Origin of the sequence: Sphingobium chungbukense, assembly GCF_001005725.1 — a bacterium.
GTDB classification, from domain to species: Bacteria; Pseudomonadota; Alphaproteobacteria; order Sphingomonadales; family Sphingomonadaceae; genus Sphingobium; species Sphingobium chungbukense.
In genome coordinates this window covers 402432-417176 of record NZ_LBIC01000005.1, presented here as the reverse complement: position 1 = coordinate 417176, position 14745 = coordinate 402432, and the positions used below count along the sequence as shown (strand labels likewise).

The 14745-nt window shown below is 66.0% G+C and carries 14 protein-coding genes, 1 pseudogene and 1 riboswitch; of the genes and pseudogenes, 10 read left to right on the top strand and 5 right to left on the bottom strand.

Features of this window, described 5'->3' with window-relative positions; all coding sequences use genetic code 11:
• The first annotated feature begins 10 nt into the window (after nt 1-10).
• From bluB to cobJ, 5 genes are all read left to right on the top strand, one after another.
• Nucleotides 11-619 carry a 5,6-dimethylbenzimidazole synthase gene (gene bluB / locus YP76_RS12930; protein ID WP_084733139.1) on the top strand — a complete coding sequence of 203 codons (609 nt, stop codon included), beginning with the start codon at nt 11-13 and terminating at the stop codon, nt 617-619.
• 82 nt (nt 620-701) lie between these two features.
• A riboswitch (cobalamin riboswitch) is annotated at nt 702-924 on the top strand.
• A gap of 175 nt (nt 925-1099) precedes the next feature.
• Nucleotides 1100-2164, top strand: coding sequence for a cobalamin biosynthesis protein CobG (locus YP76_RS12925; protein WP_046763981.1), 1065 nt, complete (start codon nt 1100-1102; stop codon nt 2162-2164).
• Nucleotides 2164-2793: a precorrin-8X methylmutase gene (locus YP76_RS12920; RefSeq protein WP_046763980.1), complete on the top strand. Its 630-nt coding sequence runs from the start codon at nt 2164-2166 to the stop codon at nt 2791-2793. The genes YP76_RS12925 and YP76_RS12920 overlap by 1 nt, the downstream gene beginning before the upstream one ends.
• On the top strand, nt 2790-3509 hold the full coding sequence (gene cobI / locus YP76_RS12915) for a precorrin-2 C(20)-methyltransferase (protein ID WP_046763979.1): 720 nt from the start codon (nt 2790-2792) through the stop codon (nt 3507-3509). Before YP76_RS12920 ends, cobI begins: the two co-directional genes overlap by 4 nt.
• Entirely contained in the window at nt 3506-4255 is a 750-nt protein-coding gene (gene cobJ, locus YP76_RS12910; RefSeq protein WP_046763978.1) for a precorrin-3B C(17)-methyltransferase, read from the top strand. Before cobI ends, cobJ begins: the two co-directional genes overlap by 4 nt.
• Here the strand turns inward: cobJ and YP76_RS12905 are convergent.
• Nucleotides 4231-4980, bottom strand: a complete 750-nt coding sequence (locus YP76_RS12905; protein ID WP_046763977.1) for a cobalt-precorrin-6A reductase — start codon at nt 4978-4980, stop codon at nt 4231-4233. The genes cobJ and YP76_RS12905 overlap by 25 nt on opposite strands.
• Here YP76_RS12905 and YP76_RS12900 point away from each other — a divergent pair.
• The 5 genes and pseudogenes from YP76_RS12900 to cobF all read left to right on the top strand — a co-directional run bounded on the left by YP76_RS12900 (nt 4979) and on the right by cobF (nt 9383).
• Nucleotides 4979-6184: a bifunctional cobalt-precorrin-7 (C(5))-methyltransferase/cobalt-precorrin-6B (C(15))-methyltransferase gene (locus YP76_RS12900; protein ID WP_046763976.1), complete on the top strand. Its 1206-nt coding sequence runs from the start codon at nt 4979-4981 to the stop codon at nt 6182-6184. The two genes, YP76_RS12905 and YP76_RS12900, sit on opposite strands and share 2 nt — an antisense overlap.
• On the top strand, nt 6181-6546 hold the full coding sequence (locus YP76_RS12895; protein WP_046763975.1) for a cobalamin biosynthesis protein: 366 nt from the start codon (nt 6181-6183) through the stop codon (nt 6544-6546). Before YP76_RS12900 ends, YP76_RS12895 begins: the two co-directional genes overlap by 4 nt.
• A complete protein-coding gene (gene cobM, locus YP76_RS12890; protein ID WP_046763974.1) occupies nt 6543-7325 on the top strand; it encodes a precorrin-4 C(11)-methyltransferase in 783 nt (260 codons plus the stop codon). Before YP76_RS12895 ends, cobM begins: the two co-directional genes overlap by 4 nt.
• Nucleotides 7322-8646 (top strand): annotated as a pseudogene (locus tag YP76_RS12885) (cobyrinate a,c-diamide synthase). Before cobM ends, YP76_RS12885 begins: the two are co-directional and overlap by 4 nt.
• Nucleotides 8643-9383, top strand: a complete 741-nt coding sequence (gene cobF, locus YP76_RS12880; protein WP_046763973.1) for a precorrin-6A synthase (deacetylating) — start codon at nt 8643-8645, stop codon at nt 9381-9383. Before YP76_RS12885 ends, cobF begins: the two are co-directional and overlap by 4 nt.
• An 82-nt stretch (nt 9384-9465) precedes the next feature.
• Here the strand turns inward: cobF and YP76_RS12875 are convergent, their stop codons facing one another.
• From YP76_RS12875 to YP76_RS12860, 4 genes are all read right to left on the bottom strand, one after another.
• Entirely contained in the window at nt 9466-9672 is a 207-nt protein-coding gene (locus YP76_RS12875) for a hypothetical protein (RefSeq protein ID WP_046763972.1), read from the bottom strand.
• Nucleotides 9673-9838: 166 nt separating this feature from the next.
• Nucleotides 9839-11380 carry a SpoVR family protein gene (locus YP76_RS12870; protein ID WP_046763971.1) on the bottom strand — a complete coding sequence of 514 codons (1542 nt, stop codon included), beginning with the start codon at nt 11378-11380 and terminating at the stop codon, nt 9839-9841.
• A complete protein-coding gene (locus YP76_RS12865; protein WP_046763970.1) occupies nt 11377-12684 on the bottom strand; it encodes a YeaH/YhbH family protein in 1308 nt (435 codons plus the stop codon). The genes YP76_RS12870 and YP76_RS12865 overlap by 4 nt, the downstream gene beginning before the upstream one ends.
• A 19-nt stretch (nt 12685-12703) precedes the next feature.
• A complete protein-coding gene (locus tag YP76_RS12860) occupies nt 12704-14647 on the bottom strand; it encodes a PrkA family serine protein kinase (protein ID WP_046763969.1) in 1944 nt (647 codons plus the stop codon).
• Nucleotides 14648-14745: the final 98 nt, after the last annotated feature.

Here is a 14745-nt window from a genome sequence, read left to right as displayed (position 1 = left end):
CGCCTTCGACATCGCCGCCTTCGAGGAACTGGTCCACCTGCGCCGCGACGTGCGCCATTTCCTGACCGATCCGCTGGACGAGGGGGAGGTGGAGCGGCTCCTTGCCCTCGCCCACAGCGCCCCCTCGGTCGGCCTGTCCCAACCGTGGCGTTTCGTCCGGATCGAAACCCCTGCCTTGCGCGAGCAACTCGCCACCCATGTCGATGCCCAGATCGCCAAGGCTGGCAGCATCTATGAGGGCGACGAAGACAGGCTCTACCGCAGCCTGAAACTGCACGGCCTGCGTGAAGCGCCCATATTGTTCGCCGTCTATTGCGACGAAGGGACCGAAACCGGCCACCGCCTCGGCGCGATCACCATGCCCGAAGCACGGCGCTATAGCTGCGTGATGGCGATCCATACCATCTGGCTTGCCGCCCGTACGCGGGGCATCGGCATGGGCTGGGTATCGATCCTGGACCGGCCCACGGTGGACGCGATGCTCGCCATTCCGGAAAACTGGCGCTGCCTCGGCCTGCTGTGCCTGGGCTATCCGCAGAGCGAGGAGGCGACGCCGGAACTCGAACGGCGCGGTTGGGAACATCGCACAGACTGGCATTCCGCGATCGTCAAGCGCTGATCCTCCTTCCGTGGGTGGGCAGAAGCCCACTTCCCTTTCCACCGCTCTGCCTTTATGAATCGCATCCGGATCGGGCTGCGCCCGCTCCATCGATCGCGTCGGTGCCCCCAAAAGGGGCTTAAATGGGAACGCGGTGCGGGAGGAAACTCCCTAATCCGTGGCTGTCCCTGCAACTGTGAGCGGCGAGCAAGGCAAGGACGGACGCCCCATGATCGGGACGGCCAGCCACTGGAGCAATCCGGGAAGGCCCCTGCCAAGGCTATGACCCGCAAGCCAGGAGACCTGCCGAACGCAAGGGTCGCTCTAGCCATGGTCCAGGGGATGGTCACGGCTCGGTTCTCCGCACGAGCGACGGATAAGCGGCTGGTGGGAAGCATCCTCCAGTCGTCGTTGCGACGTGGGAGGTGAAGTCCAGTGCCAGACACGCCAAGCGCTCATGCCGCCGCCATTCGCGGCTGGTGTCCGACGGCATGGCGCCCGATGATGGCGGGCGACGGCCTGCTGGTGCGGGTGCGTCCTCCGCTGGGCCGCCTGACCGCCGCGCAGGCCATCGATATGGCAAAGGCCGCCCTCCGTCACGGCAATGGATTGCTCGACCTCACCAACCGGTCAGGGCTGCAAATCCGCGGCGTGACGAAACAAAGCCATCGCCCGTTGCTTCGGCACCTCATCGCCCTCGGCCTGACCGATCCCGATCCAACCCGCGAAGCCCGCCGCAATTTCCTCCTCGCCCCCGACTGGTCCCCCGGCGACGATACGGACAGCATCGCCCGGGCCCTGCTCTCTCGTCTGGACGATCTTCCCCGCCTGCCTCCCAAGATCGGGGTCGCGATCGACGCCGGTCCGGCGCCCGCCCTAGGCCTCGTCCCTGCCGATTTCCGCTTCGAACGCAGCGAAGGCGGGACGCTGCTGCTCCGCGCGGAGGGCCGCCCCCATGGCATGCCCACCAGCGTCCAGACCGCCGCGCAAGACCTGATCGTGCTTGTCCGCTGGTTCCTGGAAACCGGCGGCATCGCCTCCGGCCGCATGGCCCGGCACCAGGCGCCCCTGCCCCCGGGCCCGGCCGCCGAACCCGCCCCTTCCCGTCCGCTCGAACGGCTGCTGGCGCAGGCCCCCGGTCCCTTTCACGGCATCCCCTTCGGCCAGATCGATGCCGACAGCCTCGCTGCACTGGCCGGACAGCCGGGCGTCATCGCTTTGCGCCTCACCCCGTGGCGGGGCCTGATCGCCGAAGGCGGCACGACCAGCCCCGGTCACGCGGCCACCGACCCGCTGCTCCGCGTCGACGCCTGCCCCGGCGCTCCCGCCTGCCCGCAGGCCAGCGTCGCCACGCGCGCCCTTGCCGCCCGGCTCGCACCCCATGTGAAGGGCCCGCTCCATATTTCGGGTTGCGCCAAGGGCTGCGCCCGTCCCCGGCCCGCCCAAATCGTCCTCACCGGGCGACAGGGCCGCTTCGACCTCGCCCGCCAGGCCCGCGCCGGATCGCCCCCGGAAAAGAGGGACCTCGCCCCCGACCAGATACTCGCCCTCTTCGGAAGCCCCTGATGCCCCATAGCTACGAAACCGACGGCGCCGCCATCTACCGCGAGTCCTTCCGCACCATCCGCGCGGAGGCCGATCTCGCCCACTTCTCGAAAGAGGAGGAGCGCATCGCCGTCCGCATGATCCATGCGGCAGGACTGGTCGCCCTTGCGCCGCATATCCGCTTTTCCCCCAGCTTCGCGCCTGCCGCCATCGCCGCGCTGGAGGCAGGCGCGCCGATCCTCTGCGACGCACGCATGGTGTCGGAAGGCATCACCGTCAAACGCCTGCCCGCCGCCAATCCCATCCTCTGCACCCTGAACGATGCGGCGGTTCCGGTGCTGGCGGCACGCATGTCCAACACCCGCTCCGCCGCCGCGCTCGAACTGTGGCGTCCGCATCTGGCGGGTGCGCTGGTCGCCATCGGCAACGCCCCGACGGCGCTTTTCCATCTGCTGAACATGCTGGAAGACCCCACCTGCCCGCGACCCGCCGCGATCATCGGCTGCCCCGTGGGCTTCGTAGGGGCGGCGGAATCCAAACAGGCGCTCTGGCGGAGCCGAACCGTTCCCTGCTGCATCGTGGAGGGCCGCCTGGGCGGCAGCGCCATCACGGTCGCGGCCATCAATGCGATAGCGAGCCCGGCGGAATGACCCAAGGCACCATCCACGGCGTCGGCCTCGGCCCCGGCGCGCAGGACCTGATGAGCGTCCGCGCCGACCGCCTGATCCGCGAAGCCCGCCACATTGCCTATTTCCGCAAGAAGGGTAAATCCGGCCATGCCCGCCGGACCGTGGAGGGCATGTTGCGTCATGATGTCGTCGAATATCCGATGGAATATCCGGTGACGACGGAAATCCCGCTGACCGACCCCCGCTACAACGACCTTCTATCCAGCTTCTACGCCGGTTGCACTGCGCATCTCGACGGCCTCTCCGCCAGCGGTGAGGATGTCGTGGTCCTCTGCGAAGGCGACCCCTTCTTCTACGGCAGCTTCATGCACCTGCACAGCCGCCTCGCCGCGCCGGTCAGCATCGTCCCCGGCATCACCGGCATGTCGGGCGCGTGGACCGCCAGCGGCGCGCCGATCAGTTGGGGCGACGATGTGATGACCGTGCTGATGGCGACCCTCCCCGAAGAGGAACTGGTCCGCCGTATCCACGACACCAATGCGCTGGTCGTGATGAAGATCGGCCGCAACCTCCCCAAGCTCCGCCGTGCCGTAGAGGCTGCCGGCAAGCAGGACTGCGCCTGGCTGGTCGAATATGCGACCATGGCCGATCAGCGCATCACGCCCCTGGCCGAAGCGGCCGGCGTCACCGCCTATTTCTCGATCCTGCTGATCCATGGGCAGGGCCGCCGCCCATGAGCGGATGGATCGCCATAGCAGGTCTCGGCCCCGGCGCGGCCGCGCTCGTCACGCCGGAAGTATCGGACGCGCTGGCGGAGGCGACCGACGTCATCGGCTATATCCCCTATGTCGCCCGCATCGCCCAGCGCCCCGGCCTGACGCTCCACGCCACGGACAACCGCGTCGAACTGGACCGCGCCGCCCATGCATTGACCCTCGCCGCCCAGGGAAGGCGCGTGGCGGTCGTATCCTCCGGCGACCCTGGCGTCTTCGCCATGGCCTCCGCCCTGTTCGAAGCGCTCGAAGCGGGACCGGAGGAGTGGCGCGCCCTCGACATCCGCGTTCTCCCCGGCATCACCGCCATGTTCGCCGCCGCCGCAAGGGCGGGCGCGCCGCTCGGCCATGATTTCTGCGCCATCAACCTGTCCGACAATCTGAAGCCGTGGTCGCTGATCGAACGCCGTCTACGCCTCGCCGCCCAGGCGGATTTCGCCATGGCCTTCTACAATCCGCGCTCGCGGTCCCGCCCGGACGGCTTCGCCCGCGCCCTCCAAATCCTGCGGGAAGAATGCGGCGACACCCGCCCGATACTCTTCGCCCGCGCCGTCTCCACGCCGGAGGAAAATCTGCGCATCCTACCCCTGGGACAGGCCAGGCCGGACATGGCCGACATGCGCACGATGGTCATCCTCGGTTCCAGCCGAACCCGCCTGATCGAACGGTCCGGCCCGCCCATCCTCTACACCCCGCGTTCGGCCGCATGATCCAGCCAGTCCAGCACGTCCGCAACCGCATGGGTCATCCGCGCCACGGGGCAAGGGGGCCTGTCGATCATCAGGACAGGCAGCCCCAGCCGCCGTGCGGCGATCAGCTTCGCCTCCGCCCCGTTACCGCCCGCATTTTTGGATATGACCAGATCGATCCCATGCGCGCGCATCAGGGCCATGTCGCCCTCGACGGTGAACGGCCCGCGATCCACGACCAGATCATGTCGCGGCAGGACCGGCAATTCGTCCGGCACGTCCACGAAGCGCAGCAGATAATGATGCTGCGGCCGAACGGCGAAGGCATCGGCATGCATCCGCCCCAAAGCCAGCATCACGCGCCGCCCAGGTCCCGCGAGAGCCGCCACGGCCCCCTCCAGATCGGCCACATGGGTCCAGCGGTCCCCCTGCGCCGCGACCCAGCCCGGACGGGTCAGCATGATATGCGCCACCCCGGCTTCGCGCGCCGCGGCAACGGCATGGCCGCTCATCGTCGCGGCAAAGGGATGGGTCGCGTCCACCAAATGGGTCACGCCCTCCCGGCGCAGATATTCGACCAGGCCCGCGATCCCGCCAAAGCCGCCGACCCGCACCGGCACCGGCTGCGGACGCGGCTTTTCCGTCCGCCCGGCATAGCTCAGCACCGCCCGCGCGCCTCGCTCCGCCAATGCCCTGGCGAGCGCGCTCGCCTCGGTGGTCCCACCCAATATGAGGATATGGGCCATGACTGAAACTCCCGATCCCTGGCTGACGATCATCGGCATCGGGGAGGATGGCCCCGACGGTCTGTCCCACGCCGCCCGTCAGGCAATGGAAGCGGCGACCTTCGTTGCCGGATCGCCCCGCCACCTGAGCCTGCTGCCTCCCCTTAGGGCCGAACATCTAAGCTGGCCAGTCCCGTTCGATGACGGCATCGCCGCGCTGCTGGCCCGCCGGGGCCGGCCCACGGTGATGCTCGCCTCAGGCGATCCCTTCTGGTTCGGCGCGGGTGCCAGCATCACCCGGCACCTCTTGCCAGGGGAATGGACGGCCTATCCCGCACCCTCCACCTTCGCCCTCGCCGCCGCGCGCCTCGGCTGGCCGCTACAGGAGGTGGAATGCCATGGTCTCCACGCCGCGCCTCTACAACGTCTGCGCCCCAGTCTCGTCCCCGGCCGCCGCATCCTCATCCTGCTGCGGGACGGCCGGGCGGTCGCGGACCTCGCCGCCTATCTGACGGACAGCGGCTTCGGCCCTTCGACGCTCCATGTGCTGGAGGCCCTTGGCGGCCCGCGCGAACGCATCCGCACGGTCCCCGCCAACGGCATCGACTTCACGGATATCGCTCACCCGGTCGCGGTCGGCCTCGGCATTGCGGGCGAAGGCCGGACGCTTCCCCGCGCCAGCGGCCTGGCCGACGACTGGTTCGACCATGACGGCCAGTTCACCAAGCGCCCCGCCCGCGCCCTCACCCTGTCGGCCCTGGCGCCCCGTCCGGGCGAAACATTGTGGGACATAGGCACGGGTTCGGGTTCGATCGCGATCGAGTGGCTGCTCTCCCATCCCGCAACGCAGGCCCTCGCCTTCGAGGCCGATCCCGCCCGCGCCGCCCGCGCCCGCGGCAACGCCGCCGCGCTGGGCGCCGACCGCCTGACCGTGATCGAGGGCGAGGCCCCGGATATCCTGCGCGACCGCACCCGCCCGGACGCGCTCTTCATCGGTGGAGGCTTAAGCGAAGCGCTGCTCGAAACCCTGTACGCCCTTCCGGGCGGCCCGACCCGCCTCATCGCCAATGCGGTCACGCTGGAATCCGAAGCGCTGCTGGCCCGATGGCATGGCCGCAAAGGCGGCGATCTTCTCCGTATCGAACTGGCACAGGCCGTCCCGCTTGGCAGCCGCCATGGCTGGCGCGCCGCCTATCCGCTGGTGCAGTGGAGCGTCATCCTGTGATCGTCGCGGGCTTTGGTTTCCGTGCGAACGCGACCCTAGCCTCATTCCAGTCGGCGTTGGAAGCCGCGACGGGCGGTGGCACCGCCATTGCCGCGCTGGCGACGCTGGACCGGAAATCCACGCAGCTCGCGCCTTTCGCGGACCATCTGTCCCTGCCTCTCATCACGGTCGCGCCCGATCGGATGACACGTCAGACCACCCTCACCCGCTCGCGGCAAAGCCTTGACGCCCATGGCACCGGCAGCGTCGCCGAAGCCGCAGCCCTTGCCGCGGCCGGCCCCGGTGCCCGCCTGCTCGCGCCCCGCGCCATCTCGCGCGATCGCCTCGCCACCTGCGCCCTTGCCGAAGGAGTTCCCGCATGACCGTCCATTTCATCGGCGCAGGACCCGGCGCGCCCGACCTCATCACCCTGCGCGGCCGCGACCTGATCGCGCGCTGCCCGGTCTGTCTCCATGCCGGTTCGCTGGTTCCCGCCGCGCTGCTCGACCATTGCCCGCCCGGCGCCCGGATCGTGAACACGGCGCCGCTGACACTGGATGAGATCATCGCCACCATCAGCGAAGCCCATGATGCAGGCCATGACATCGCCCGCCTCCATTCCGGCGACCTCTCAATCTGGTCCGCCATGGGCGAACAGGTCCGCCGCCTGAAGGCGCTCGGCATCCCCTATACCGTCACGCCCGGCGTCCCCTCCTTCGCCGCCGCCGCCGCCGCGCTGGAGGCTGAACTCACCCTGCCCGAAATCGGCCAGTCGCTCATCCTCACCCGCACGGCCGGCCGGGCCAGTTCCATGCCGCCCGGCGAAAGCCTGACCGCCTTCGGCGCCACCGGCGCGACCCTTGCCATCCATCTGTCGATCCACAATCTGGCCGGGGTGGTGGCGGACCTCATCCCCCATTATGGCGGCGCCTGTCCGGTAGCCATCGTCTGGCGCGCCAGCTGGCCCGACCAGCAGATCGTTCGGGCCACCCTCGCCACGGTCGAGGGCGCCGCCGCCGACGGGCCGGAGCGCACGGCCCTCATCCTGATCGGCCCGGTCCTCGACAATGCGGATTTCGCGGAAAGCAGCCTTTACGCCCCCGGCTATGATCGCCGCTTCCGCCCGTCCAGCGCTGATTCCCCGTTCGTCGGCAAACCATGACCCCCGGCATCCTCATCGCCGCGCCGCGTTCCGGGTCGGGCAAGACGGTCGTGACTCTCGGCCTGCTGCGCGCCTTCGCCCGCAACGGCTTGCGCGTGCAGCCCTTCAAGGCCGGCCCCGACTATATCGACTCCGCCTTCCAGCAGGCCGCCGCCCGCCGCCCGTCCTTCAACCTCGACAGCTGGGCCATGCCCCGTCCGCTGGTCGGCGCGATCGCCGGTCATGCCGACGATGCGGACCTGATCGTCGCGGAAGGCGTGATGGGCCTGTTCGACGGCGCCCCGGCACAGGGGGAAAGCGGCAACGGCTCCAGCGCCGATATCGCCGCCGCCCTGGGCTGGCCGGTCATTCTAGTCATGGACGTTTCCGGCCAGAGCCAGTCCGCCGCCGCCATTGCCCAGGGCTTCCGCAGCCTGCGCCCCGACATCATGATCGCCGGGGTCATCCTCAACCGCCTTGCCAGCGAACGTCACGAAAGGCTGATCCGCGCGGCCATGGCGGAGGCGGGCATAGCCGTCCTCGGCGCGATCCCCCGGCTGGAGGAACTCGGCCTGCCCGAACGCCATCTGGGGCTGGTGCAGGCCACCGAGCATGCCGACCCCGATGCCGTCATCGACCGCATGGCTGGACATGTCGCCGCCCATGTCGACCTGGCCGCCATCCGCCGTGCTGCCGGGCCGCCGGGGCTCGTCCCCGCCGGGACGATGCCCTCGCCCTTGCCTGCCCGCCCCCCGGTCGGCGCATCGCCCTGGCGCAAGACGCCGCCTTTTCCTTCACCTACGCCCATTTGCTGTCGGGCTGGCGCGCGGCGGGCGCGGAAATACGGCCTTTCTCCCCCCTTGCGAACGAAGAGCCGGACGCAATGGCCGATGTCGTCTGGCTTCCCGGCGGCTATCCCGAACTTCACGCCGGACGCATCGCCCAGGCGGATCGTTTCCTCTCGGCGCTTCGCCGTCACGCCGAAACCCGTCCCGTTCATGGTGAGTGCGGCGGCTATATGGTGCTGGGCGAATCCCTGATCGACGCGCGGGGTGAAAGCCATGCCATGGCGGGCCTGCTCGGCCTCGTCACCAGCTTCGCGCAGCGCCGCCTGCATCTGGGCTATCGCCGTGCCCGGCTGCTCGCGCCGATGGGCGGATTTGCCGCGGGCGCGATGCTCAACGGCCATGAATTCCACTATGCCACGATCCTTGCCCAGCCCGACAGCCCGCTCGCCGCCGTCACCGATGCGGAGGGCAAGGCCGTCGCATCCACGGGATCGCATCGCGGCCGCGTCACCGGCGGTTTCTTCCATCTCATCGCCCAGGCTTGCGCAACATGATCCGCTTGAACCTCATCGGCATCGGCACGGGCAATCCCGACCATCTGACCCGCGCGGCGATCAAGGCGATGAACAAGGCCGACCTGATCCTCCTGCCGCGCAAGGGCGAGGCGAAATCGGACCTTATCGACCTGCGCCGCGCCATCTGCGCGGAGGTGCTGACCCGGCCGGTCAAGCTGGTGGAATTCGACATGCCCGGCCGCGCCGACCTGCCCGCCTATGTCGATGCCGTACTCGACTGGCACGACGCCATCGCGGCGCTCTGGCAGGAGCAGATAACCCGCCATCTGCCGCAGGGCGGCACCTTGGCGCTGCTCGTCTGGGGCGATCCCTCACTTTACGACAGCAGCCTGCGCATAGCCGAACGCCTGCCGGGCCTGGAGGTCCGGGTCATCCCCGGCATCACCAGCATCCAGGCGCTGACCGCAGCCCATGGCATCTGCCTCAACGACCTGGCCGAACCCGTGCTGATCACCACGGGACGCCGCCTGCGCGAGAAGGGCTGGCCGGAATGCACCGACAGCCTGGTGATCATGCTGGACGGCCATTGCGCTTTCCAAACCCTGCCGCCCGAAGGGATCGACATATGGTGGGGCGCCTATCTCGGTATGCCGCAGCAGGCGCTTGCCCATGGCCCGCTGGCCGCCGTCAGCGCGGAGATCATCGACCATCGCGCCGCGCTCCGGCGGGAGCATGGCTGGATCATGGACATCTATCTGCTGCGCCGACGCGATTAGGCGCGCGGCAAGCCACGCGCGCGGAAGCGGCTGCACAAGATCGAGTGGACCCGGGGCGCCTGCGCGGCGACCCGTCACACCGTCAGGCGACGTTGGGGACCAGTTCCATCATGGGTCTGCTGACCGCCTGCCTGATGCCGTCATCGGCTCCGGTCTCAGCCCGGCGGCGAAATTCCGCGGCCATGGCGTGGTGCATCATGCGTGCAGAAGCGTCAGCGGTCGTCGCCGCCAACTGCTCATGCATTTTCGCCCGCTCAAGACACTCTTCACGCGTAAGAGCATTCGTCATGAATCGAACTCCTGCCTGCTGCCGGATTGGGTTCGCCCTGCCGCTTTGCCAAAACGCCAGAAACGAGCCTGGACCGGTAAAATCGGCCCGTAACTTAGCCTGTCCGCCGTCCGATTGAAAATGGAATCTTCTTGGTGGGCGGCACCCATCGGCCACCCATACCGGTTCAGCGCAACCAGCCCTCCTGCGGCTGTGCACCATGGCTCTTCAGCTCCTTGCGCTGTTCGGCGTCGACTTCCTTCAACACCACCTCATAGCCCCAGAGATTCGCCAGGTTTTGCAAGACCATAGCCGCATCGTTCGGGTCCAGTTGAACCCCGTCCACCACGCCATGTTCGACGATCAGCTTCCGGTCCCCGGCCAGGTCCACGTCCACCACCTGGATATCCGGCTCTTGCCGCCCGATATCATATTCCCGCGCCAGCGCCCTTCTGATCCGGCGGTATCCCCGCTCGTCGTGGATCGCATCCACCCGCAATTCCGACTCGCCGCTGCGGTCGATGATCTTGAACAGGCGCCATTGCCGGATCAGATGCGGGCTGAGGAACTGCGACACGAAGCTTTCGTCGCGATAATTGGCCCAGATGTCCTTGAGCACCTCCACCGGATCGCCCGATCCGGCGATCTCGCCGAACCATTCGCGGTCCTCCGCCGTCGGCTCCAGGCAGATGCGCTCGATGTCGGACATGATGCCGAACCCCAGCGCATAGGGATTGAACCCGCCAAAATGTCCTGAATCATAAGTGGGTTGGTAGACGACATTGGTATGCGACGACAGGAATTCCATGAAGGCGCCGTCGGTGATCCACCCCCGTTCATGCAGCGCGGTCATGATCCGGTAATGGGTATAGGTGGCGCACCCCTCATTCATCGCCTTGGTCTGGCGCTGGGGATAGAAATATTGCGCGATCAGCCGGACGATGCGCAACACCTCCCGCTGCCAGCTTTGCAACCGAGGGCCGGTCTTTTCCAGGAAATAGAGGATATTCTCCTGCGGCAGGCCAAGGGCCGCGCGCCGCGCCTCATTGGGCACCGCATCCGCGCGCGCGCCCACCGGCACCGTGCGCCACAGATCGTCGTAGATGCGGTCGCGATAGGCCTGCCGTTCCGCTTCCCGCGCCGCCTCGCTCTTCAGGTCGCGGGGCCGGATGCGCGGATAGCGGTGCACCCCCTGGTTCATCAGCGCATGGGCGGCATCCAGCACCCGCTCCACCGCCAGTTGGCCATACCGCTCCTCGCACTCGGCGATATAGCGCTTGGCGAACTCCAGATAATCGAGAATCCCCTCCGCATCGGTCCATTGCTTGAAGACATAATTATTCTTGAAGAAATGATTATGGCCGAAGGCCGCATGGGCGATGACCAACGTCTGCATCGTCGCACTGTTTTCTTGCATCAGATAGTTGATGCAGGGATCGGAGTTGATCACCAGTTCATAAGCCAGCCCGCGCAGCCCCTTGCGGTACATCATTTCATTGGTGACGAACTGCTTGCCGAAGGACCAATGCTTGTAGAAGAGCGGCATGCCGATGGAGGAATAGGCATCCAGCATCTGCTCCGCGCTGATGACCTCTATCTGGTTGGGATAGATAACCAGCTTCATTTCCTTGAGCGCGATTGGCTCGATCGTGTCGTAGATGCGGTTGATCAGCGAAAAGTCCCAATCGCTCCCGGTGAACAGCGGCGCTTTCGCATGTTTGCCCGTCATGCCGTCCGCTCCGCCACACCCTTGCGCTGGAACAGTTCACGGAAGACCGGGTAGATTTCCCGGCGGTGATGCACCTTGCGCATCACGAAATTGCGGTTGGCCTCGGACACGGGCGCATAGGCCTGCCACAGGCCGGTCATCGTCCCGACCGTCTCTATATCGGCGAACTCCTCCCGCCCGACCTCCAGATAGGCGACATATTGGCACATGGGCAGGATTTCATTCTGCATCAGGCTCACCACCCGGCCATTGTCCGACTGCATGGTGTCGCCATCCGATGCCTGCGCGACATAGATGTTCCAGTCGTCGGGCCGATAGCGTTCCTTGACCACCTCCAGCAGCTTGTCGAGCGCGCTCGACACCAGCGTCCCGCCCGTCACCGTGCTGTAGAAGAAGGTCTGCTCGTCCACCTCCGCCGCGCGGTCGGTATGGTGGATGAACACCACCTCGACATGCTCGTAGCAGCGCGAGAGGAACAGATGGAGCAAGGCGAAGAAGCGCTTGGCGAGGTCCTTCATATGCTCCGTCATGGAACCGGACACGTCCATCAGGCAGAACATCACCGCCTGCGCCACCGGCTTGGGTACATTTTCGAACCGCCGGTAACGCAGGTCGACCGGATCGATATAGGCGATCAGATTGCGCCGCCGGACGATATGGGCGCGCTCCTCCCGCAATGCCTCCAGCCTTACCGCATCGTCGGGCAAGGGCGGGGCGCGCGCCTCGATCTCGGCAATCTCGTCCTCGATCCGTTCAAGATCGCTGCCCTTGGGCCGCCGCAGCGCAATGCGCCGCGACATCGCCCGCTGCATGGTGCGCGGGACGGAAAGATTGGACGGATTGCCGACCACCGAATAGCCCGCCCGCCTGATCCCGTCGACCGCCCCGCCGATCAGCCGCCGCTTGGCAAGGTCGGGCAGTTCCAGATCGTCCAGAAACAGGCCCAGAAACTCCTCCCGGCTCAACGCGAACTGGAAATCGTCATTCCCCTCGCCCTGTCCGGCCTGCGAACCCGACCCCTGCCCACCATCGGGCCGCTTGATCCGGTCGCCCTCCATATAGTCGTGATTGCCGGGAAAGACGCGCTCGCGATTGCCGCCCTGCGATGCGCGATGCAGCGTCGGTTCGTGGATGGCGTCGCGCTGGATCGTGACCTGGCCTTCCTTGTCCAAGTCCTTGATGCTGCGGTCCTTCAGGCTGTCGCGCACCGCCTGCTGCACATAGGCCCTTGCCCTCCGCAGGAAGCGCTGCCTGTTGACCAGGCTCTTGCCCCCCGGGTTCAACCGTCTGTCGACTATGTGCATGGGGCTCAATCGCCCTCCATCAACCGGCCTGCTTGACGCGGATATACCATTCGACAAGCCGCCTTACCTGCCGCTCAGTATAGCCTCTTTCGATCATCCGCGCGACGAATTCGTCATGCTTGCTGGCGGTGTCGCCGTCCTTCTTCGACCCGAAGCTGATGACCGGCAGCAGATCCTCGACCTGGCTGAACATCCGCTTCTCGATCACCTCGCGGATTTTCTCGTAACTGGTCCAGCTCGGGTTGCGCCCGTCATTGCTGGCCCGCATGCGCAGGGCGAACTTTACCACCTCGTTCCGGAAATCCTTAGGATTGGCGATGCCGGCCGGCTTTTCGGTCTTGGTCAGCTCCTGGTTGATGACGTCCCGGTCGAGCAACTGGCCGGTATCGGGGTCCTTGAAGTCCAGATCCTCGATCCACGCATCGGCATAGGCGACATAGCGGTCGAAGAGGTTCTGGCCATAATCATTATAGGATTCGAGATAGGCCTTCTGAATCTCATTGCCGATGAACTCGGCATAGCGCGGCGCCAGTTCGCCCTTGATGAACTCCAGATAGCGGGACTCGACCTCGGCCGGGAACTGCTCCTGCCGCACCATGCCTTCCAGCACGTACATGAGGTGGACAGGATCGGCCGCGATCTCATTGGTGTCATGATTGAACGTCGCCGACAGCGCCTTGAAGGCGAAACGGGTGGAAATGCCCGCCATGCCCTCATCCACGCCGGCGGCATCGCGATATTCCTGGATGCTCTTGGCCCTGGGATCGATCTCCCGCAGCATTTCCCCGTCATAGACGCGCATCTTGGAATAGAGATTGCTGTTCTCATGCTCGCGCAGCCGCGTCAGCACGGAAAAGCGCGCCAGCATGTCCAGCGTCCCCGGGGCACATGGCGCCTTGCTGAGGTCGGATTCCCTCAGCAATTTCTCGTAGACATGCCGTTCTTCGGTCGCCTGAAGGGAATAAGGAACCTTGATGACATAGATACGGTCGATGAAGGCTTCGTTATTCTTGTTGTTCTTGAAATTCGCCCATTCCGATTCATTGGAATGAGCCATGATGATCCCGGTAAAGGGAATGGCGCCGATATTCTCCGTGCCGATATAATTGCCCTCCTGCGTCGCGGTCAGCAACGGGTGGAGCATCTTGATCGGCGCCTTGAACATCTCGACGAATTCCAGCATCCCCTGGTTCGCCCGGTTGAGGCCGCCGGAATAGCTGTAGGCATCGGGATCGTTCTGCGAGAGCATCTCCAGCTTGCGGATGTCGACCTTCCCGACCAGCGAACTGATGTCCTGGTTGTTCTCGTCCCCGGGCTCGGTCTTGGCGATCGCCACCTGCCGCATGCGCGACGGCATCATCTTGACGACCTTGAACTTCGAAATGTCGCCGCCAAACTCGTCCAGCCGCTTGCGGCACCAGGGGCTGATCATGCCGGTCAGCCGTCGGCGGGGAATGGCGTAATTCTCCTCGATGAAGTCGCCATGGGTTTCCGCGTCGAACAGCGCCAGCGGGCTTTCGAAGATCGGGCTGATCTCCTCCCCCGCCTTCAGCACATAGATGGGATGGACCTCCATCAACGCCTTCAGCCGCTCCGCCAGGGAGGATTTGCCGCCGCCGACCGGCCCCAGCAGGTAGAGGATCTGCTTGCGCTCCTCCAAGCCCTGGCTGGCATGGCGCAGGAAACTGACGATATGTTCGATCGTCCCTTCCATGCCGTAGAAATTGGTGAAGCTCCTGTAGCGCCGGATCGTCCGGTTCATGAAGATCCGGCCCAGACGCTGGTCGCGCGAGGTGTCGATGATCTCCGGCTCGCCGATCGCCGCCAACAACCGTTCCGGCGCCGATGCATGCATCAAGGGATCGTTGCGACATCCGAGCAGATAGTCTTCGACGGACATTTCGGCCTGGCGCCGATCGTCATATTTCCGCGTAAAGCTGGAAAACAACTCATTCTTTGTCACTGGCGACTCCCGCTAAAGCAGCCATGAATTGAATATAGACGCATATGCACTGTAAAAACAGCCAAATAGAGACTTGCGACCGGAAAAATCCAAAACTG

Coding starts and splice junctions, on each gene's coding strand:
- YP76_RS12925 (WP_046763981.1), top strand. CDS start 1,100: ATGATGGCGGGCGACGGCCTGCTGGTGCGGGTGCGTCCTCCGCTGGGC.
- YP76_RS12920 (WP_046763980.1), top strand. CDS start 2,164: ATGCCCCATAGCTACGAAACCGACGGCGCCGCCATCTACCGCGAGTCC.
- cobI (WP_046763979.1), top strand. CDS start 2,790: ATGACCCAAGGCACCATCCACGGCGTCGGCCTCGGCCCCGGCGCGCAG.
- cobJ (WP_046763978.1), top strand. CDS start 3,506: ATGAGCGGATGGATCGCCATAGCAGGTCTCGGCCCCGGCGCGGCCGCG.
- YP76_RS12900 (WP_046763976.1), top strand. CDS start 4,979: ATGACTGAAACTCCCGATCCCTGGCTGACGATCATCGGCATCGGGGAG.
- YP76_RS12905 (WP_046763977.1), bottom strand. CDS start 4,980: ATGGCCCATATCCTCATATTGGGTGGGACCACCGAGGCGAGCGCGCTC.
- cobM (WP_046763974.1), top strand. CDS start 6,543: ATGACCGTCCATTTCATCGGCGCAGGACCCGGCGCGCCCGACCTCATC.
- cobF (WP_046763973.1), top strand. CDS start 8,643: ATGATCCGCTTGAACCTCATCGGCATCGGCACGGGCAATCCCGACCAT.
- YP76_RS12875 (WP_046763972.1), bottom strand. CDS start 9,672: ATGACGAATGCTCTTACGCGTGAAGAGTGTCTTGAGCGGGCGAAAATG.
- YP76_RS12870 (WP_046763971.1), bottom strand. CDS start 11,380: ATGACGGGCAAACATGCGAAAGCGCCGCTGTTCACCGGGAGCGATTGG.
- YP76_RS12865 (WP_046763970.1), bottom strand. CDS start 12,684: ATGCACATAGTCGACAGACGGTTGAACCCGGGGGGCAAGAGCCTGGTC.